The following is a 16,510-nucleotide window of genomic DNA, read 5'->3' as shown; positions in this document are numbered from 1 at the left end:
TCACGGTCATGTCACCAGTCCGCCCTGCAAAGCCGCGACAACACGAACAAAGTCAGAACGCAACGGCGAAGTCTTGGCGCGTCAATCTGCGTACGCCCCAGAAGTAGGTGACCAGCGGCATGGTGCACCACAACAGGTTCAGCACCACGAACTTGATCCACATCTCGGCCGGGCTGGTCATGCTCTGCATGTTGTTCGCGATCTCCACACCGAAGTAAACCGCCGGCAGCGTGACCTCCACTATCATTCCACCCATAATGAACGAGAGTTGAGTGCTGGTGAACCGCTTGCCATTTCGGAAGAACTGCACCATCGCATACGCTTCGAACAGGCCGATGAAGAACGCGATCCACTCAAGAACCACGATGAGCGGGTCACCGTTCAGGTAGCGCGCGTCGCCACCTAAGAGGATGGGCGACCACATGTACGTCCAGAGCGCGCCGTTCTCAACGCCGGCTCGGATCTCGTTGAAGAACAGAAGCCACGGGAGTTCCCAGATGAAACGTGGTATCAGGGCGATGAATACCCACACGATCACCATCGCACCCAGCCGTTGCGATTTCGTCCAATCGCGCTGCCCCGGAAGGGGTAGCCACGGAAGAACAAGTGCCGTCACGAAACAGCCGACGACGAACAAAACCAACGCCGTAGATGCCACGACATGGGACACCCCGGCATGAAATTCCAGGTACCAGAACACGATGTGGATGACGAAGAAGAACGCCAAGATGCCGAAGAGGGACTTCTGCAGGGAGGAGAGTCCGCGCTTCGTCGATGAATCGCGTTTGCCGTCCTGAGGGATCGTCTCCGTCATAGTCAAACCTCCATGCCTTTGGCGGACTCGCCCGTCGGAACTAGCACCGCGAAGCGCTACTGGCAGCAGTCACATTCAGTCGTAAGTGCCCGAAGACCCGCCGCTTCTGCTTGACGATTTCGTCCCGCCTCGCAGACACCGGCAACTTCGCTAGCATGGCACATGCCATGTTTGAATGGCAAGGGTCAACGCCCGTGCCGATAGCACGCGTATGCGCTGGGTCGGTGCTGGTGCTGTCATAAAGTGCTACGGATGAGGCGACACGCTAGGCAGGGGCGGCAATGAGTGGGCGCAGGAGTCCCGACCGTCCCACCACCGGCCGCCGCGAACGCGGCGACCGCACTCGTGAACGCCTCATCGACGAGACAGTCCTCTGCATCCGCGAAGAAGGGTTTTCAGCCGCGAGCGCACGGCACATCATCGAACGCGCCGGTGTGACGTGGGGTGTCATCCAGCACCACTTCGGCGACCGCGACGGCCTGCTGATCGCGGTCATCGACGACGCCGTTGACCGCCTGGTTACCTCGCTCGAAGCGTTGTCCGACCCAGAGCAACCGATCGACACCACCGACTTGGTGCGTGGCGCCTGGGAAGCATTCGCCAACCCCAAAGCGATGGCCGGTCTCGAGATCCTCATATCCACCAAAGAGCTGCGTTCCGGCCTCGATAGCCGGCACATGGAGCGACTCGGTGCGGCCCTCGTGAGTCTGACCCAACGGTTGGAAACCAGTCATGGCGGCCAGAACGCCGTTGCACTGGGCATGCTGCTGTGGACGACCCCGGTCGCGATGATGATCGCCGAAATGTTCGCCACACTGCCGCTCGAAGTCGGCGAAGCCCAACGGGCAATCATCGAGCTGATCAACCAGCAATCCTGACGTACCAATCGGCCGGATTGTGCCGTACGCAGCCACTAGAGCCACAGGATCGCTGCCGGGGCCGATTGACAGCCGCGCCAGTAACCAGGGCGCCTATTCCGCTACGCGGAAATACGCTTCAACCGTGCCGCTCAGCTTGATGACCATAGGATTTCCGCGGCGATCCTTGGCGGTGGGGACTTCAACACGCACCCAACCCTCGGCCACGTTGTATTCGTGAACATTGGTGTTCTCGACGCCGTTGAAGCGAATACCCACGTCGCGTTGAAGCACCTCTTCGCTGTAGAAGGCGCTGCGCGGATCGATGGAGAGGTGATTCGGTGGAACGTCTGTGCTCTGATCCTCGGACATGATGGCTTTCGTTAAATGCTGCGTTGGGTTCTTGGGTTTGATTCTGTAAGAACCTACGCGACCCTAACCGGCGCGACCAACTCCCTGAACTGCTCGTTTCCTGGTGGAGCTAAGGGGATTCGAACCCCTGACAGTTCCGGCGGAAATGTTGCTTGAGCTGCGACGATCGCCGAACGAAACCTGCGAGCTGACGGGTTCGGTACGGATTCGATCCCCGGCACCGTTGATGGCATCAACAGAAAACCCGATACACGCCCGGGCCGTAGCATCACGGCCCGGGCGGATCGGGTTAGCGGCAACGCCGGGACTCAGAAGAACGTCGTCGCCGTCGTGCTCGTGCCGTTGTCACATGTGATCGTGACGGTCCAGTTCCGGAATCGGGGAACAGCGGGGACGATCCTCAGGTCGTACTTGGAGTTGGCCGGCAGGGCGAAGCCGCGGTTGAAGTTGTCCGTCGCATACGTGCATTGCGACGTCACTCCACTGCGGTCCGTGATGTGAGCCACCATGCCACCCACGACAGTGTCGAACGAGACCGTCGGCCCCAGCTTCGGTGCGGGCGGCGGTGGCGGCGGGTCATTCGGCGGCGGCGGGGTGGCCCCGTTCGCACAACCCGAGACGATGACCTTTGCGCCCTGCTGGTTCTGCAGCATGCTCTTGGCCTTGCTCTGCGCGGCGGCGAGCGATGGGGCAGATGCCCCGACCTCTTCGCCGTAGTCGTTCGAGGCGGCCGCCGCACACTCGTTCGTGGCGATGACCTCGGTCACGCAGTGGCTGCCGCCGTTGTTCACGCAGTTCGTGAGCGCCCCTTGGGCGGCCTGGTCTCGGCTGCCGTTGATCGCGGAGCCGCCGGCCATCGTGACGGGGGGATTCTCGTTGACGTATCCGAGGGCGAGTGCGATGTACTGGTCAGCTGCGTGCGCTGGCGCGGCTGCGCCGACCATTCCGACGACGGTCGCCGCCGCGGCCAGCAGGATCGCGGCGATGGTGTGGCTGCGCCGACCGGCACCGCCCTGGTAGGTGGTTGTCATGTTTCGTGTCCTTGAGTTAGTCGGGTTCCCTGGCCGTTCACCCGTGTCGCAATAGTCGCGCTCAGCAACGGGCTGGGTAATCGCCGGGAAGCCAGGATCCACTGGCTCAAGGGCAGGGTTTCCTATCCGCCAGGCAAGCATCGACGGTGTACTACCCGATCCATACAAGGTGCGCGCCGCATCGATATCTCTCAATTCGATTGCGGTACATACGCAGCGGCGCCACGGTATGACCTTCTAGGATCATCGGGGTGATACGCGACTCGCTGCGTTCGGTGCCGCAGGGCCAGGTGGATGTCACCGCGCCAATCTCGATTGATGGTCTGAGCTTTGTCGCCCGCGATGACCCGGCGATGCCGATGTACCGCATACTTGCCAACTTGCGACAGCCGGTAGCGTTGCGGGACTTGATGATTGCGCCCGTGCGGAGCGGGTATGTCGGCGACGGCCACCCACAGGATCCGACCCTGGTCCCGATGGCAGGCGCCGAGGCAGTACCGAATGTCGATGTCGATGAGGTTTACCTGCCGGTCACCGACGGGGTAGCGCGATGCCAGCTTTACCGACCCTCGGCAGCACCGGCTGATCAGCGTCTTCCGGTGATCGTCTACTACCACGGCGGTGGATTCACGGTCGGTTCGTCTGATGACTGCGACTTCCTGTCGCGCAAGTTGGCGTTCACCAACGACGCGGTCGTGGTGTCAGCCAACTATCGGATGGCGCCGGAGTTCCCGTTCCCTACACCATTCGATGATGCCTATGAGGTCTACAGCTGGGTGGTCGACAACGCCCACGAAATCGATGGCGACAGCGCGCCCGTATCGCGGTCGCCGGCGATTCGGCGGGATCGACCCTCGCGGCGGCCGTCCCGTTGCGCGCCCGCTAGGGCGATTGAGGAAGGCGATCGTCGTCGCGGTGTCACCGCCGTGAGCGGCCCCGTCGCCATCGACCTAGCCCTGGCCCTGGCCCTGGCCCTGGCCTGAGCGATAACCCCGAAATCACCCGCGGCCGGGCTGCGTCGGTGAGTAAGTTATTAGCCGACGCGCGACGAAGCGCGAAGGGGCTGCAATGGCTGTCAACGAAGTCAAACTCAACGAATTTCTGGGCAAGGCCATCGGCGATCTGGGCGCTGCGATGAGCGCGGTCCTGGTACTTATCGGCGATGAGCTCGGACTGTATGCCGCGCTGGCCGAGGAGCGGTTGACGTCTGCCGAACTGGCCGATCGCACCGGCACGAGCGAGCGCTACGTGCGAGAGTGGCTCGCCAACCAGGCCGCCGGAGGCTACGTCGAATACGACAGCGCGACTGACCGATACCACCTGAGCGAGGAGCAGGCGCTGTGCCTGGCGAACCCCGAGGGGCCGGTGGATCTACCCGGCGGTTACTCCATCGTCGAGGATCTATTCCACGTCAAGGAGCGAGCCGTCCAGAACTTTCGCGGGGGATCCGGGATGGAGTGGGGCGAGCATCATCCATGTCTGTTCCGCGGCACCGAGCGGTTCTTTCGGGCCGGCTATAACGCAAGCCTGCTGTCCGACTGGCTGCCCGCTCTCGACGGCGTTGTCGAGAAACTGAACTCCGGGGGCCGCGCCGCCGACATCGGATGCGGGCACGGTGTGACGACCATCCTTATGGCGCAAGCATTTCCGGATGCGCAGTTCGTCGGCATCGATTACCACGACGCGTCGATCGAGACCGCTCGCGAGCATGCCGCACAGGCCGGCGTGACCAACGCGCGCTTCGAGGTAGCGGACGCGACGTCATATCAGGGAGGCGACTACAACCTGATCGCCTTCTTCGACTGTCTGCACGACATGGCTGATCCGTCCGGCGCGGCCCGGCACGCCCGGCAGTCACTCGATGCCGACGGGCACTGCCTGCTGGTCGAACCGGCAGCGGGCGACAGCGTCTCGGACAACCTCAATCCTGTAGGCAGGGTCTTCTACGGGGCATCTTCACTCATCTGCGTACCCGTATCGCTCGCACAGAACGGACCCGCGCTGGGCGCGCAGGCCGGCGAACAGCGGCTGGCTGAGGTGATGAGTGACGGCGGGTTCACCCGCTTCCGTCGCGCGGCCCAGACTCCGTTCAACATGGTGTTCGAGGCCAGGCCGTAGCCCCTTCGATTGGATGCTTTACGCCGTCTGCCACCACGACCGCCAATGACCGTTGCCGTCATCCAAACTGCGCGCAGGGTCGCGATCTCCGCGGATCTACAGCCTCATGTGCGTTCTCGCCCGACCTACGGGTTCCGTAAACCAAGAAACCCGCCCCAACCGAAGTCAGAGCGGGTCTTGGAAAAGTGGAGCTAAGGGGATTCGAACCCCTGACCCCCACACTGCCAGTGTGGTGCGCTACCAACTGCGCCATAGCCCCAGGTGTGCCCACCGAAGTTACACCACCGGCAGGCGCGCTTCAAAATCGCTGGTCAGGGCAGCTCGCCAGCGGCCTCTGGGCCCAGCGGCCGCGGCGGGGTGTGCTCCAACGGCGGGCCATCCCGGGTTTCCGGCGCCAGCAGCCACCCGATCGAGGCCAGGACCAGGATCGCGCCGCTCATCGCGAAGGCCGCCTCGAACGACAGGTGCTGAGCGATCTCCCCGACCCCGAATGACCCCGCGATCGACCCCAGATCCGACATCATCTGGAACGTCGCCACCGCCGTCCCGCCGCGGGCCTTGCCGATGATGTCGGCGACCGCAGCTTGCTGCGGCGCGGTGAACACCCCGGTGGCCGCGCCCGCGATGAACGCACCCACCAGGAACACCGGCAGCGACGTCGCCGCACCGACCACCGCCGTCGTCAGCCCGGAAACACCGAGACCGATGATCAGCAGCGGCCGACGCCCCGTCCGGTCGGAGAGCCGTCCCGACGGAAGCACGGCCGCGACGTTGCCGGCCGCGAATGTGGCCAGCGCCGCACCGGCCACCCCGGGCCCGCGGTGCAGCGCTTCGGTGATGAACAGCGGCACCAGAGCGACCCGCAGCCCGAACGCCGACCAGCCGGTGGCGAAGTTGGACAACAGCGCCGCGCGGTAGGCCCGATGGCGCAGCGCGACTCGCAACGTCACCGTCAGCTCGTCGGCCGGGGCCGGCGCGGCCAGATGCGAATGCCGCAGATTGATGAACACCACCGCCGCGGCGATCAGCAGCGCCACCCCGTAGATAAGGAACGGCGCGGCCAGGCCAAGGCCGGCGGTCAGGCTGCCCATCAGCGGACCGGCGACCGAGCCGACCAGGAACGCGCTGGAGAACATGCCCGCCACCCGACCGCGGGCGTTGTTCGGACTGATCCGGATCATCAGCCCCAACGCCGAGACGAAGAACATCGTCGAGCCGATCCCGCCAAGCGACCGGAACACCAGTAGCTGCCAGTAGGTGTGGGCAAAGGCGCACGCCCCCGTCGACACCGCCACGATCAGCAAGCCACTGACATAGATGCGCCGCTCCCCCAGGCGCTGCACCAACATGCCCGACACCGGGGCGAAGCACAGCCGCATCACCGCGAAGGCGGTGATCACGAACGTCGCGGCGCTGATGCTCACTCCGAAATTGCGAGCGAACTGCGGCAGCACCGGCGCGACCACGCCGTAGCCGAGGGCGATGACCGCGTTGGCCGCGATCAGAACCCAGACTTCCCGCGGAAGCTTGGCCTCGGCTTCCGAGGGACAGTCACCCTCCGCGACGGAACTCACGAGATGACTGTATTCACCACCTCACGGGCGGCGTCCTGCACCTCCGCCAGATGCTCGGGGCCCTTGAACGACTCGGCGTAGATCTTGTAGACATCCTCGGTGCCCGACGGCCGCGCGGCGAACCAGCCGTTGGCGGTAGTCACTTTGAGCCCGCCCAGCGCTGCGCCGTTGCCCGGCGCGGTGGTCAGCTTCGCGGTGATCGGCTCGCCGGCCAACTCGGTCGCGGTGACCTGCTCCGGGGACAGCTTGGCCAGCCGCGCCTTCTGTTCCCGGTTGGCCGGGGCGTCGACGCGGGCATAGGTCGGCGCACCGTACTTGGCGGCCAGCTCGTCGTAGCGCTGCGACGGCGACGACCCGGTGACCGCGAGGATCTCCGAAGCCAGCAGGGCCATGATGATCCCGTCCTTGTCGGTGGTCCACACCGAGCCGTCGCGGCGCAGGAACGACGCACCGGCCGACTCCTCGCCACCGAAACCGATTGTGCCGCTGATCAATCCGTCGACAAACCACTTGAACCCGACGGGTACCTCGATGAGCTTGCGGCCCAGGCCGGCCACCACCCGGTCGATGATCGACGAGCTGACTGCGGTCTTGCCGACGGCCACGGTGGCCGGCCAGTCCGGCCGATGCGAGTACAGATAATCGATCGCCACGGCCAGATAGTGATTCGGGTTCATCAGCCCGGCGTCGGGGGTCACGATGCCGTGCCGGTCGGAGTCGGCGTCGTTGCCGGTGGCGATCTGATAGGAGTCCCGGTTGGCGATCAGTGACGCCATCGCGTTCGGTGAACTGCAGTCCATCCGAATCTTGCCGTCGGTGTCCAGTGTCATGAACCGCCACGTCGCGTCGACAAGCGGGTTGACCACGGTGAGGTCCAGGTCGTGGCGCTCGGCGATGGCGCCCCAGTAGTCGACGCTGGCCCCGCCCAGCGGGTCGGCACCGATGCGGATCTTCTGAGCGCGGATGGCGTGGATGTCGACGACGTTGGGCAGATCCGAGATGTAGGCATCGAGGTAGTCGTGGCGTTGGGCGCGTGGGAGTGCGCGCGCCAGCGGCACCCGCTTCACATCCTTGAGCCCGCCGCGGAGAATCTCGTTGGCGCGCTTGGCAATCACGCCGGTGGCGTCGGTGTCGGCGGGGCCGCCGTTGGGCGGGTTGTACTTGAACCCGCCATCGCGTGGCGGGTTGTGTGACGGGGTGACGACGATACCGTCGGAAAGGCCAGAGGTCAGGCCGCGGTTGAACGCGAGGATGGCGTGGCTGACCGCCGGGGTCGGGGTGTAACGGTCGGCCGAATCAATCATGGCCACAACATCATTGGCGGCCAGCACTTCCAGCGCCGACACCCACGCCGGCTCGGACAGCCCGTGGGTGTCGCGGCCGATGAACAGCGGACCGGTGGTGCCTTGCGCAGCCCGGTACTCCACAATCGCCTGTGTGGTGGCCAGGATGTGTGCCTCGTTGAACGCCCCGTCCAGACTGGAGCCGCGGTGCCCCGACGTGCCGAACACCACCTGTTGGTCGATGTCGTCGGGGTCGGGGTTCACCGTGTAATACGCGGTGACCAGATGGGGCAGATCGACGAGGTCTTCGGGGAGCGCCGGCTTACCGGCGCGGGGGTTAGCCGCCATGACGCCAATTCTGCCCCCCTAGGGGCGATACTTGCTCGCGGATTCATCGACGGTTAAGGGGGTGGCCCATGTTCGGCCATGACAACCGGGAGTTGGCGGCCGTATTCGTCGGCGGCGCGGTCGGGACCCTGGCGCGCGCGAGCCTGGCGACGGTCTTCGCCGATGACCCGGCGCACTGGCCGTGGGCGACATTCGGCGTCAACATCGTCGGCGCGTTCCTGCTGGGGTACTTCACCACCCGATTGCTGGAGCGCCTGCCGCTGTCGAGCTATCGCCGCCCCCTGCTGGGTACCGGGTTGTGCGGGGGGCTGACGACGTTCTCCACCATGCAGGTCGAGACGTTGAAGATGATCGAGCACCATCACTACGGCCTGGCGGCCGGCTACACCGTGGTCAGCATCATCGCCGGCCTGCTGGCGGTGTACGTGGCGACAGCGCTGGTGCGCCGGGTCAGGATCCGGGCGTGAGCCTCGCGGTATGGGCCGGGGTGATGGTCATCGGCGGGCTGGGGTCGGTGGCCCGGTTCATGGTCGATCGTGCGGTGGCCCGCCGCGTGGCGCGGTCATTTCCGTTCGGCACCCTCACCGTCAACATCAGCGGCGCGGTGCTGCTCGGCTTCGTCAGCGGGCTGGCGCTGAGCCACCACGTGGCACTGCTGGCCGGCACCGCCTTCGTCGGGGCCTACACCACGTTCTCGACCTGGATGCTGGAAACCCAGCGGCTGACCGAGGAGCGCCAGATCTGGCCAGCGGTCACCAATCTCGTCGTCAGCGTCGCCCTGGGCGTCGCCGCGGCGATGCTCGGCCAATGGATTGCGAGCCTGCTATGAGCGACACCTACTTGAAGCTGACCACCTTCTTCAGCGACCGTCAGCGCGCCGGTTCCCGCTTGCTGGCCGATGCGATGCTCGACCTCTACGCCGAACGCGGGGTGGCCAACAGCGTGATGCTGCGCGGCATCGCCAGCTTCGGCCCGCGGCACATCGTCCGCACCGACGAGTCGCTCACCTTGTCCGAGGATCTGCCGGTCGCGATCGCCGCCGTCGACACCGAAGCGAAAATCAACGGGCTGATCGACGACGTCGTCGGCACCACCACCCGCGGCCTGATCACCCTGGAACGGGCCCGGCTGTACACCGGTGACCTGCCCGAGGACGACGACGCGGTGAAAGTCACCGTCTACGTCGGCCGTCGACGCCGGATCAACGGCGCAGCGGCGTTCTACGCGGTGTGCGACCTGTTGCACCGCCACCACTTCGCGGGAGCGACGGTGTTCCTCGGCGTGGACGGCACCGCGCTCGGTCGACGGCGTCGTGCCCGGTTCTTCGGCAGCAACACCGATGTACCGATCATGATCGTCGCCGTCGGCTCCGCCGCACAGGCACAGCGGGCGCTGCCCGAACTCGAAGCACTGATGAACGAGCCGCTGGTGACAGTGGAGCGTGTCCAGGTGTGCAAGCGCGACGGCGAGCTGCTGGCCCGCCCGCCCACGCTGCCCGCCGTCGACGCCCACGGGCGCGCGTTGCACCAGCAGCTGACGATCTACACCGACGAGTCCACCCACCATGACGGGGTGCCCATTCACCGGGCACTGGTACGGCGGTTGTGGGAATCAGAGACCGTCGGCGGCGCGACCGTACTGCGCGGCATCTGGGGCTTTCACGGTGACCATAAACCCCACGGCGACAAGCTGATTCAATACGGCCGCCAGGTGCCGGTGACCACGATGGTTGTCGACACCCCGGAGATCATCGCGCGGTGCTTCGACCTCGTCGACGAGCTGACCGGCCGCCACGGGTTGGTCACCTCCGAGATGGTGCCCGCGATGCTGATGCTCGACGGCGACGTGCGCAGTGGTGCAACGGATCTGGCCGACTACCGGAACTAGGCGATCAGCTGTCGGTCAACACCGTCAGCAGGATCACCGAGTCCTCGATCGCATGCAGGCCGTGCCGCTCCCGCGGAACCACCAGCAGATCGCCTTCATGACCCTCCCAGGCGTCATTGGCGGTGGTCAGCCGGACATTGCCCCGCAGTACCTGCAGCGTGGTCTCCCCCGGGCTGTGGTGCTCGCTGAGGTCACGGCCACCGGCGAGGGCGATCAACGTCTGCCGCAGCTGGTGCTCGTGGCCGCCGTGCACGGTGTGTGCGGCCCGCCCACTGTTCGACGAGCGGGCCGCAGCCAGCTGTTCGTCGGCGAGCTGGGACAGCGAAATCGAATCCATAACATCCTCCAGTTTTTCAAAAGTTAAGCAGCAGAACGCCACCCACGAGCAGCGCCACCACCTTGACAACTTCGACTACGACGTAGACGTAGTGCGCGTGTGATCGCCCGGCCTGCGCCTGACTCGCGTCGGCCAGCACCGCATCCGAGCGCCGAGTCAGGGCCGGACGCACGAGGCCCACCTGAATCACCAGCGCGGCGATGGCGACCAGGACGGCCGCAATGACACCGGCGCTGGGCGTGCCCATCACCAAGGCAACGACGATGACCGCCGCCAGCACTGCTTCGCAGGTGTTGAGCGCACGGAAGACGAGCCGTCCGATGCCCAACCCGAGCGCGATGGTGACCCCGGGTGCACGGAACTTCAGCGGCGCCTCGAGGAATGAGATGGCCAGCACCATGCCCAGCCAAACGAACAACGCTGCCACCGCGGTCGCCGTCCAGTGCGCCACCACGTCCCCTTACCGCCAGTCCGTGGCGAGTTCGGCCACCCAGGCGCCGGCCTGCGCCGGGTCCTCCGGTGGCGACGCGACCAACACCAGTTCGTCGACACCCAACTGTGTCAGACGCTCCGCCTGCGCCGGGTTGGGTTGGCGCAGCGCGACTGCCACCCGCAGTTCGGCCGGATCACGTCCGGCTTCCTCACACAGCCGGCGCAAGGTCGCCATCTTGGCCGCGACGTCGTCGACGTCACGCAGGTTGAAGCCGTACCAGCCATCAGCCCACTGCGCGACACGGCGAAGGGCGGCATCGCTATTGCCACCGCACAGGATCGGGATCGCGCGCTCCCGCGGTTTGGGATTGACCCGGATGTTCTCGAAGTTGGCGAATTCTCCTGCGTAGGAGGCGATATCGTCACGCCAGATGGCGCGCATCGCAGCGACGTAGTCGGCGGTGCGGGCCGCTCGACGCTCAAACGGGACCCCGATCGCATCGAATTCCTCACGCGACCAACCGATTCCGATGCCGAATGAGAATCGGCCACCGCTGAGCTTGTCCAGGCTGGCGGCCTGCTTGGCCACGATCACCGGGTTGTGTTCGGGCAACAGCAGCACGCCGGTGGCGATGCCGATCGTCGTCGTGGCGGCCGCAGCGAACGACAGGCCGATCATCGGATCGATCCAGTCGGCGTCGGCCGGCACGGCGATCTTGCCGTCGTCGGCGTACGGGTAGTGCGATACAGAGTCGTCGACCATCACGACGTGCTCCCCCGCCCACAGTGTGGCGAAGCCGCTCTGTTCGGCGGCAATGGCCACCGCCTGGATCACCGCGGATTCAGCGCCGGCGCCGATACCCAGAGCGTGCAACCCGAGTCGCATACTGCGCATCATCGCACGGGTCATGATGGTCGCTATGAGCGATGACCCGGTGGCGGCGCTGCAGCGGTGGGAGGATGCCGGCGCGCATTGGGCGGTGATCGATCGTCATGCGGATGAGGTCACCGTCGGGCTGTATCGCTGTGACGGCGGCGAAGAGGTCGACCGATTCACCTCAGCCGATCCGGCGCTGCTGGTGTACGTGCGGGATCGCGACAGCACCTTCTAGAGCTGGATGAAGCCGCCGTTCCACCAGACGCCCCACGCCGGCAAGTCGGCGTTCCAGACCACCGGCAGCCAGGGCGCCCACGGCGGTGGTGGTGGCGGCGGCGGAGCCCAGACCGGCACGACATCGTCAATCAGGGCGCTATGCCCAGGTGGGGGCTGGTATCCCTGACCTGGCGGAAGCGGGGTGCCCGGCCCGCCGACGTTGGCGCCCGGGCCGCCCGGGATCGGGGGCGGTGCAGGCGGCGGGTGCGGATCGGCCTGGGCGAGGCCTGCCCCTGCTCCCAACGCGATCGCGCCGGCCACGGCCGCGAATGCCACCTTGGCAGTCTTCAGGATCGTCATGGTGGGAAGTCCTGTACCCGGCCAGCCCGGTCCGGTAAACACATGGAGATGCGCACAACGGGGTGGTGCGCGGTGGTCGGGCTTGCCGTCACCGCGTTGGCGGGCTGCGGTGGGAGTAGCGACACCACACCCACGCTGACCACCACGACGACAACAACGACCGCCACGGTGGCCGCCGCACCGGCGCCGCAGCCCCGGGCGGTGAAGTGGGTGGACCTGCAGGCCGGTGACTGTCTGGCCGATCCACCACCGACGGATCCGGCGGTGGTGATGGTCAGCGTCGTCGACTGTGGCCAGCCACATCTGGCCGAGGCATACCTGCGCGCGCCGATCCCGGTGAACGCCGCGTTGGCCGACGTCGTGACCAGTGAGTGCACGACTGGCTTCCAGCAGTACACCGGGGCTACGCCCGCGACGGGCAAGTACACCAGCACCTACCTCATCGACTCCGACCAAGACCGGACCTCCGACAACCCCTATCCGAGCACGGTGATCTGCCTGCTGCAGGCCGCCGACGGGCAACCGCTGATCGGCTCGGCGCACCGCTGATGGCGCGCCGGTACCAATTCGGGTTGGGCGACCCAGGTCCAGCCGGTAGGGTCTACACGTTGTTTCAGGAATTCCCAGGTCAAAGCGCGGCCGATCTGCAGATAAGGATCTGGATGGCCCATGCGCGCACCTCATGACCCACAGGGACTGAACCCTGTCGGCTTCGCAGGGGCCAGCAACCGACCGATTTCGCTGTTGCTGATCGAGGACGATCAAGGTGACGCCATCCTGGTCGAGGAGTTGATCGACGACGCGGGCGCCGACATCACAGTCGAGTGGGCTTCGTCGATCGCGATCGCCGCCGAAAAGCTGTCGGTTCACCGGCCCGACTGCGTCCTGCTGGACCTCAACCTGCCGGACGCGAACGGGATCTCAGCAGTCCATCGCGTGGCCCAGCTCGATGCCACGCTGCCGATCGTGGTGCTCACCGGCCTCAACGACGAACACTTCGGCATCTCGGCGATGGCGTCCGGCGCGCAGGACTACCACGTCAAGGGGCATGTCGAACCCGAGACGTTGCACCGCTCGCTGTTGTACGCCATCGAACGCAAACGGACCGAGCTGATCGCTGTCGACCTCCACACCAGCCAGGTGCGGGCCCAGGAGAACGCGCGGCTTGAGCGGGCGCTGTTGCCGTTACCCCTACTCGACGAGGATCCCGGCGTCGAGATCGTCACCCAGTACCGGCCAAGCCGGGAGAACGCGCTGCTGGGCGGGGACTTCTACGACATGGTCCAGACGCCGGACGGCACCGTGCACGTCATGGTCGGCGACGTGGCCGGCCACGGGCCCGACGAGGCGGCACTCGGTGCGGCGTTGCGAATTGCGTGGCGCGCCTTCACCTTCGCCGGGCTTCGCGGCAACGAGCGGATGCGGCGCCTTGAGCAGATCCTCCGGGCCGAGCGAGCCGGATCGGGAATCTTCGCGACCGTGCTCAGCGTGGCGCTGTGGCCCGACGGCCGGGGCTTCACCGCGGTCCGCGCCGGCCACCCGGGGATGCTGCTACACGGACCGGGCACCGTCGAATGGCTCGAACCTCCCGCCGGACCCGCACTGGGCCTTGGCGCGCAGAAATGGCCGCAGAACGAGTTGGAGCTACCCGACGGTCACGGGTTGGTGCTGCTCACCGATGGCATCTTCGAGGGGCATTCCGGCATCGGCAACCAGCGCCTTGGCGAAGAGGGCCTGCTGGAACTGGCCCGGTCGATAGCAACACTGCCAGGCCCCGAATTCGTCAAGTCGCTCATCGAAGGCGCCGAGACCCTTGCTCAATCGCACGGCGGGATCAGCGACGACATCGCGGTGCTGCGCGTGGAACGGACGCGCTGATGCAAGAGGTGGCAGGTACCCGGCTGTCGGGTCTGACCGTACGGGGCTGGCTCAGCCTGGTGCTGGTCGTGGTGGGCGTGGTAGTGCTCGGCGGGGCGCTGGGTGCGGCGACGCTGCTGAACCGCACCGATGAGACCAGCAGGCAACTCATCGACGACATCCAGCCCGCCCGTGTCGCCGCCTATCGACTGCAGGCCGCGCTGACCGACCAGGAGACCGCCGTGCGCGGCTACGTCATCGCGACCGACTCGCAGTTCCTCGCGCCTTATTACGACGGGCAGAAAACCGAACAAAGTGCGGCAGACGCGCTTCGGAAGCTCCTCGATGACCGGCCCGAGCTCATCGCCGATTTGAACGCCATAGAGCAAGCAGCGGCAACGTGGCGCAGCCAATACGCTGAGCCACTGATCGCCAGCGTGACCCCAGGGACACCCAGCGTGGCCACCAAAGCGAATGTCGTGGCCGGAAAGTCGCAATTCGATTCCCTGAGAGCACTCTTCGATACCCAGAATCAGCGCCTGGCGACCGCTCGGACTGATGCACTCGCGCAACTCAACACCGCCCAAGCCTGGCGTGACCGCGTTCTAGGCGGCATCATCGCAGCCTTCCTGATCACCGGGTTCGTGATTGCGATCCTGTCTCGCAATGCGATCACCCGGCCACTGGAGGCTCTGGCGGCCGCGTGTCGGCGAATTACCAGCGGTAGCTTCGGTGATCACATCGTTCCGCAGGGCCCCAAGGATATTCGCGCCATCGCCGCCGATGTCGAGGAGATGCGGGGCCGCATCGTCGATGAGCTCGAAGCGACCAGGTCGGCGCGCGAACAGTTGAACGAACAAGCCGGCGAGCTGCGCCGCTCCAACGCCGAGCTCGAGCAATTCGCCTACGTCGCCTCCCATGACCTACAGGAACCGCTTCGTAAGGTCGCATCGTTCTGCCAGCTGCTGGAAAAGCGCTACGGGGATCAGCTCGACGAACGCGGAATCCAGTACATCGATTTCGCGGTCGACGGAGCCAAGCGCATGCAGGTCCTGATCAACGATCTGTTGACGTTCTCCCGGGTTGGCCGGCTCAACTCCACCCAGGTCAAGGTCAACCTCGACGCCGTGCTGAGCGAGGCTATCGACAACGTGGCCACGGCGATCGAGGAGTCCGGCGCCGAGATCGCCCGTCCGGAATCGTTACCCCGGGTCTTGGGTGATCCGACGCTGCTGACCATGCTGTGGCAGAATCTAGTCAGCAACGCTGTCAAATTCCACCGCGAAGACCAAGCACCCCGCATCGCGATCACCTGCGAACCAGGTTCGGGAGAGCAGGAGGGTCAGTGGATGTTCACCTTCTCCGACAACGGAATCGGTATCGGCGAAGAGTTCGTCGACAAGGTGTTCGTGATCTTCCAGCGGTTGCATGGCCGGGACGCCTATACCGGCACCGGAATCGGTCTGGCTCTGGTCAAGAAGATCGTCGAACATCACGGCGGCGTCATCTGGATCGACACGTCCTATGACGACGGGACGCGCTTCCGGTTCACCCTGCCCGCCATGACCGCAGCCAAGCACGAACCGCTATTGGAAGGAACCGCTTCATGACCGACAAGGGTCGCGCGATCGATGTCCTGCTCATCGAGGACGACCCCGGTGACGAATTGATCACCCGGGAAGCGTTCGAGCACAACAAGCTCAGCAACACGCTGCACGTCGTGCACGATGGCGAAGAAGGCCTGGATTATCTCTATCGGCGTGGCCCGTTCGCCGAGGCACCGCGGCCCGACCTCATCCTGCTCGATCTGAACCTGCCCAAGTACGACGGGCGCCAGCTCCTCGAGATGATCAAGTCCGACGACGACCTCTGCCATATTCCGGTCGTGGTGCTCACCACGTCGTCGGCGGAAGAGGACATTCTGCGCAGCTACAAGCTGCACGCCAACGCCTACGTGACCAAGCCGGTCGACCTCGACCGGTTCATGAGCGCGGTGCGCCAGATCGACGAGTTCTTCGTCCAGGTGGTTCGGCTGCCCGGCGGCGGCGGACACCGGCCGTAGCCCCTTAGCAAACCCAATGGTTATTTGCCGCAGAGTCGCGGGCGTGCGCTCGACGTGATCCCCCGCTAACTCTTTGGGGGTAGAT

At 65.5% G+C, this 16,510-nt stretch carries 20 protein-coding genes and 1 tRNA gene; 11 read left to right on the top strand and 10 right to left on the bottom strand.

Annotated features, from left to right (window positions below):
- Positions 1-52 precede the first annotated feature (52 nt).
- Positions 53-814 carry a hypothetical protein gene (locus SLQ31_RS09290; protein ID WP_319431670.1) on the bottom strand — a complete coding sequence of 254 codons (762 nt, stop codon included), beginning with the start codon at positions 812-814 and terminating at the stop codon, positions 53-55.
- Between the two features lie 281 nt (positions 815-1,095).
- Between SLQ31_RS09290 and SLQ31_RS09285 the strand changes: the two genes are divergently transcribed.
- Positions 1,096-1,692 carry a TetR/AcrR family transcriptional regulator gene (locus SLQ31_RS09285; protein WP_319431668.1) on the top strand — a complete coding sequence of 199 codons (597 nt, stop codon included), beginning with the start codon at positions 1,096-1,098 and terminating at the stop codon, positions 1,690-1,692.
- A 93-nt stretch (positions 1,693-1,785) separates the two neighbouring features.
- Here the strand turns inward: SLQ31_RS09285 and SLQ31_RS09280 are convergent, their stop codons facing one another.
- Positions 1,786-2,043 (bottom strand): DUF3297 family protein, encoded by a 258-nt coding sequence (locus SLQ31_RS09280; RefSeq protein ID WP_319431666.1) that lies wholly within the window; start codon positions 2,041-2,043, stop codon positions 1,786-1,788.
- 308 nt (positions 2,044-2,351) lie between these two features.
- Complete coding sequence (locus SLQ31_RS09275) at positions 2,352-3,074, bottom strand: DUF4189 domain-containing protein (protein ID WP_319431663.1); 723 nt, start codon at positions 3,072-3,074, stop codon at positions 2,352-2,354.
- 251 nt (positions 3,075-3,325) lie between these two features.
- On the opposite strand from SLQ31_RS09275, the gene SLQ31_RS09270 reads away from it, so the two are divergent.
- Together SLQ31_RS09270 and SLQ31_RS09265 are read left to right on the top strand one after the other, a co-directional pair.
- A complete protein-coding gene (locus SLQ31_RS09270; protein WP_319431661.1) occupies positions 3,326-4,057 on the top strand; it encodes an alpha/beta hydrolase in 732 nt (243 codons plus the stop codon).
- A gap of 85 nt (positions 4,058-4,142) precedes the next feature.
- A complete protein-coding gene (locus SLQ31_RS09265) occupies positions 4,143-5,192 on the top strand; it encodes a class I SAM-dependent methyltransferase (RefSeq protein WP_319431659.1) in 1,050 nt (349 codons plus the stop codon).
- 186 nt (positions 5,193-5,378) lie between these two features.
- Here SLQ31_RS09265 and SLQ31_RS09260 read toward each other — a convergent pair.
- The 3 genes from SLQ31_RS09260 to pgm form a co-directional block, all read right to left on the bottom strand.
- Positions 5,379-5,451 (bottom strand) — tRNA-Ala (locus SLQ31_RS09260).
- Positions 5,452-5,503: 52 nt separating this feature from the next.
- Positions 5,504-6,766 (bottom strand): MFS transporter, encoded by a 1,263-nt coding sequence (locus tag SLQ31_RS09255; protein ID WP_319431657.1) that lies wholly within the window; start codon positions 6,764-6,766, stop codon positions 5,504-5,506.
- Positions 6,763-8,397 carry a phosphoglucomutase (alpha-D-glucose-1,6-bisphosphate-dependent) gene (gene pgm / locus SLQ31_RS09250; protein WP_319431655.1) on the bottom strand — a complete coding sequence of 545 codons (1,635 nt, stop codon included), beginning with the start codon at positions 8,395-8,397 and terminating at the stop codon, positions 6,763-6,765. Before pgm ends, SLQ31_RS09255 begins: the two co-directional genes overlap by 4 nt.
- 68 nt (positions 8,398-8,465) lie before the next feature.
- Between pgm and crcB (SLQ31_RS09245) the strand changes: the two genes are divergently transcribed.
- Genes crcB (SLQ31_RS09245) through SLQ31_RS09235 form a run of 3 tightly spaced genes read left to right on the top strand, consistent with a single transcriptional unit; the run spans position 8,466 to position 10,284 of the window.
- Positions 8,466-8,864 carry a fluoride efflux transporter CrcB gene (crcB, locus tag SLQ31_RS09245; protein ID WP_319431653.1) on the top strand — a complete coding sequence of 133 codons (399 nt, stop codon included), beginning with the start codon at positions 8,466-8,468 and terminating at the stop codon, positions 8,862-8,864.
- A 23-nt stretch (positions 8,865-8,887) separates the two neighbouring features.
- The gene (crcB, locus tag SLQ31_RS09240; protein WP_319432975.1) at positions 8,888-9,226 is read left to right on the top strand and encodes a fluoride efflux transporter CrcB; all 339 of its coding nucleotides are present in this window, start codon (positions 8,888-8,890) and stop codon (positions 9,224-9,226) included.
- Positions 9,223-10,284 (top strand): DUF190 domain-containing protein, encoded by a 1,062-nt coding sequence (locus SLQ31_RS09235; protein ID WP_319431651.1) that lies wholly within the window; start codon positions 9,223-9,225, stop codon positions 10,282-10,284. The genes crcB (SLQ31_RS09240) and SLQ31_RS09235 overlap by 4 nt, the downstream gene beginning before the upstream one ends.
- A gap of 4 nt (positions 10,285-10,288) precedes the next feature.
- Here SLQ31_RS09235 and SLQ31_RS09230 read toward each other — a convergent pair whose 3' ends face one another.
- The 3 genes from SLQ31_RS09230 to SLQ31_RS09220 are packed head-to-tail and all read right to left on the bottom strand — an operon-like array spanning position 10,289 to position 11,939.
- Positions 10,289-10,621, bottom strand: coding sequence for a cupin domain-containing protein (locus tag SLQ31_RS09230; protein WP_319431649.1), 333 nt, complete (start codon positions 10,619-10,621; stop codon positions 10,289-10,291).
- A gap of 16 nt (positions 10,622-10,637) precedes the next feature.
- Positions 10,638-11,021, bottom strand: a complete 384-nt coding sequence (locus SLQ31_RS09225) for a hypothetical protein (protein WP_413641934.1) — start codon at positions 11,019-11,021, stop codon at positions 10,638-10,640.
- 60 nt (positions 11,022-11,081) lie between these two features.
- On the bottom strand, positions 11,082-11,939 hold the full coding sequence (locus tag SLQ31_RS09220; RefSeq protein ID WP_319432973.1) for an LLM class F420-dependent oxidoreductase: 858 nt from the start codon (positions 11,937-11,939) through the stop codon (positions 11,082-11,084).
- Positions 11,940-11,973: 34 nt separating this feature from the next.
- Between SLQ31_RS09220 and SLQ31_RS09215 the strand changes: the two genes are divergently transcribed.
- Positions 11,974-12,165, top strand: coding sequence for a hypothetical protein (locus SLQ31_RS09215; protein WP_319431645.1), 192 nt, complete (start codon positions 11,974-11,976; stop codon positions 12,163-12,165).
- Here the strand turns inward: SLQ31_RS09215 and SLQ31_RS09210 are convergent.
- Positions 12,162-12,506: a hypothetical protein gene (locus tag SLQ31_RS09210; RefSeq protein WP_319431643.1), complete on the bottom strand. Its 345-nt coding sequence runs from the start codon at positions 12,504-12,506 to the stop codon at positions 12,162-12,164. The two genes, SLQ31_RS09215 and SLQ31_RS09210, sit on opposite strands and share 4 nt — an antisense overlap.
- A 48-nt stretch (positions 12,507-12,554) precedes the next feature.
- Between SLQ31_RS09210 and SLQ31_RS09205 the strand changes: the two genes are divergently transcribed.
- The 4 genes from SLQ31_RS09205 (at position 12,555) to SLQ31_RS09190 (ending at position 16,425) form a co-directional block, all read left to right on the top strand.
- On the top strand, positions 12,555-13,055 hold the full coding sequence (locus SLQ31_RS09205) for a hypothetical protein (protein WP_319431641.1): 501 nt from the start codon (positions 12,555-12,557) through the stop codon (positions 13,053-13,055).
- Between the two features lie 120 nt (positions 13,056-13,175).
- Positions 13,176-14,384: a PP2C family protein-serine/threonine phosphatase gene (locus SLQ31_RS09200; RefSeq protein WP_319431639.1), complete on the top strand. Its 1,209-nt coding sequence runs from the start codon at positions 13,176-13,178 to the stop codon at positions 14,382-14,384.
- Positions 14,384-15,973 (top strand): sensor histidine kinase, encoded by a 1,590-nt coding sequence (locus SLQ31_RS09195; protein WP_319431637.1) that lies wholly within the window; start codon positions 14,384-14,386, stop codon positions 15,971-15,973. Before SLQ31_RS09200 ends, SLQ31_RS09195 begins: the two co-directional genes overlap by 1 nt.
- On the top strand, positions 15,970-16,425 hold the full coding sequence (locus SLQ31_RS09190) for a response regulator (protein WP_319431635.1): 456 nt from the start codon (positions 15,970-15,972) through the stop codon (positions 16,423-16,425). Before SLQ31_RS09195 ends, SLQ31_RS09190 begins: the two co-directional genes overlap by 4 nt.
- Positions 16,426-16,510: the final 85 nt, after the last annotated feature.

This window comes from Mycobacterium sp. RTGN5, assembly GCF_033804465.1.
In the GTDB taxonomy this organism is placed as follows: domain Bacteria; phylum Actinomycetota; class Actinomycetes; order Mycobacteriales; family Mycobacteriaceae; genus Mycobacterium.
This window is presented reverse-complemented; position numbering and strand designations above follow the sequence as displayed.

What these genes read in the sequence shown, in the direction of transcription:
- SLQ31_RS09205 (WP_319431641.1), top strand. Translation starts at nt 12,555, where the DNA reads ATGCGCACAACGGGGTGGTGCGCGGTGGTCGGGCTTGCCGTCACCGCG.
- SLQ31_RS09280 (WP_319431666.1), bottom strand. Translation starts at nt 2,043, where the DNA reads ATGTCCGAGGATCAGAGCACAGACGTTCCACCGAATCACCTCTCCATC.
- SLQ31_RS09230 (WP_319431649.1), bottom strand. Translation starts at nt 10,621, where the DNA reads ATGGATTCGATTTCGCTGTCCCAGCTCGCCGACGAACAGCTGGCTGCG.
- SLQ31_RS09200 (WP_319431639.1), top strand. Translation starts at nt 13,176, where the DNA reads ATGCGCGCACCTCATGACCCACAGGGACTGAACCCTGTCGGCTTCGCA.
- SLQ31_RS09290 (WP_319431670.1), bottom strand. Translation starts at nt 814, where the DNA reads ATGACGGAGACGATCCCTCAGGACGGCAAACGCGATTCATCGACGAAG.
- SLQ31_RS09215 (WP_319431645.1), top strand. Translation starts at nt 11,974, where the DNA reads ATGAGCGATGACCCGGTGGCGGCGCTGCAGCGGTGGGAGGATGCCGGC.
- SLQ31_RS09220 (WP_319432973.1), bottom strand. Translation starts at nt 11,939, where the DNA reads ATGCGACTCGGGTTGCACGCTCTGGGTATCGGCGCCGGCGCTGAATCC.
- crcB (WP_319432975.1), top strand. Translation starts at nt 8,888, where the DNA reads ATGGTCATCGGCGGGCTGGGGTCGGTGGCCCGGTTCATGGTCGATCGT.
- pgm (WP_319431655.1), bottom strand. Translation starts at nt 8,397, where the DNA reads ATGGCGGCTAACCCCCGCGCCGGTAAGCCGGCGCTCCCCGAAGACCTC.
- SLQ31_RS09275 (WP_319431663.1), bottom strand. Translation starts at nt 3,074, where the DNA reads ATGACAACCACCTACCAGGGCGGTGCCGGTCGGCGCAGCCACACCATC.
- crcB (WP_319431653.1), top strand. Translation starts at nt 8,466, where the DNA reads ATGTTCGGCCATGACAACCGGGAGTTGGCGGCCGTATTCGTCGGCGGC.
- SLQ31_RS09225 (WP_413641934.1), bottom strand. Translation starts at nt 11,021, where the DNA reads ATGGTGCTGGCCATCTCATTCCTCGAGGCGCCGCTGAAGTTCCGTGCA.
- SLQ31_RS09265 (WP_319431659.1), top strand. Translation starts at nt 4,143, where the DNA reads ATGGCTGTCAACGAAGTCAAACTCAACGAATTTCTGGGCAAGGCCATC.
- SLQ31_RS09195 (WP_319431637.1), top strand. Translation starts at nt 14,384, where the DNA reads ATGCAAGAGGTGGCAGGTACCCGGCTGTCGGGTCTGACCGTACGGGGC.
- SLQ31_RS09285 (WP_319431668.1), top strand. Translation starts at nt 1,096, where the DNA reads ATGAGTGGGCGCAGGAGTCCCGACCGTCCCACCACCGGCCGCCGCGAA.
- SLQ31_RS09210 (WP_319431643.1), bottom strand. Translation starts at nt 12,506, where the DNA reads ATGACGATCCTGAAGACTGCCAAGGTGGCATTCGCGGCCGTGGCCGGC.
- SLQ31_RS09235 (WP_319431651.1), top strand. Translation starts at nt 9,223, where the DNA reads ATGAGCGACACCTACTTGAAGCTGACCACCTTCTTCAGCGACCGTCAG.
- SLQ31_RS09190 (WP_319431635.1), top strand. Translation starts at nt 15,970, where the DNA reads ATGACCGACAAGGGTCGCGCGATCGATGTCCTGCTCATCGAGGACGAC.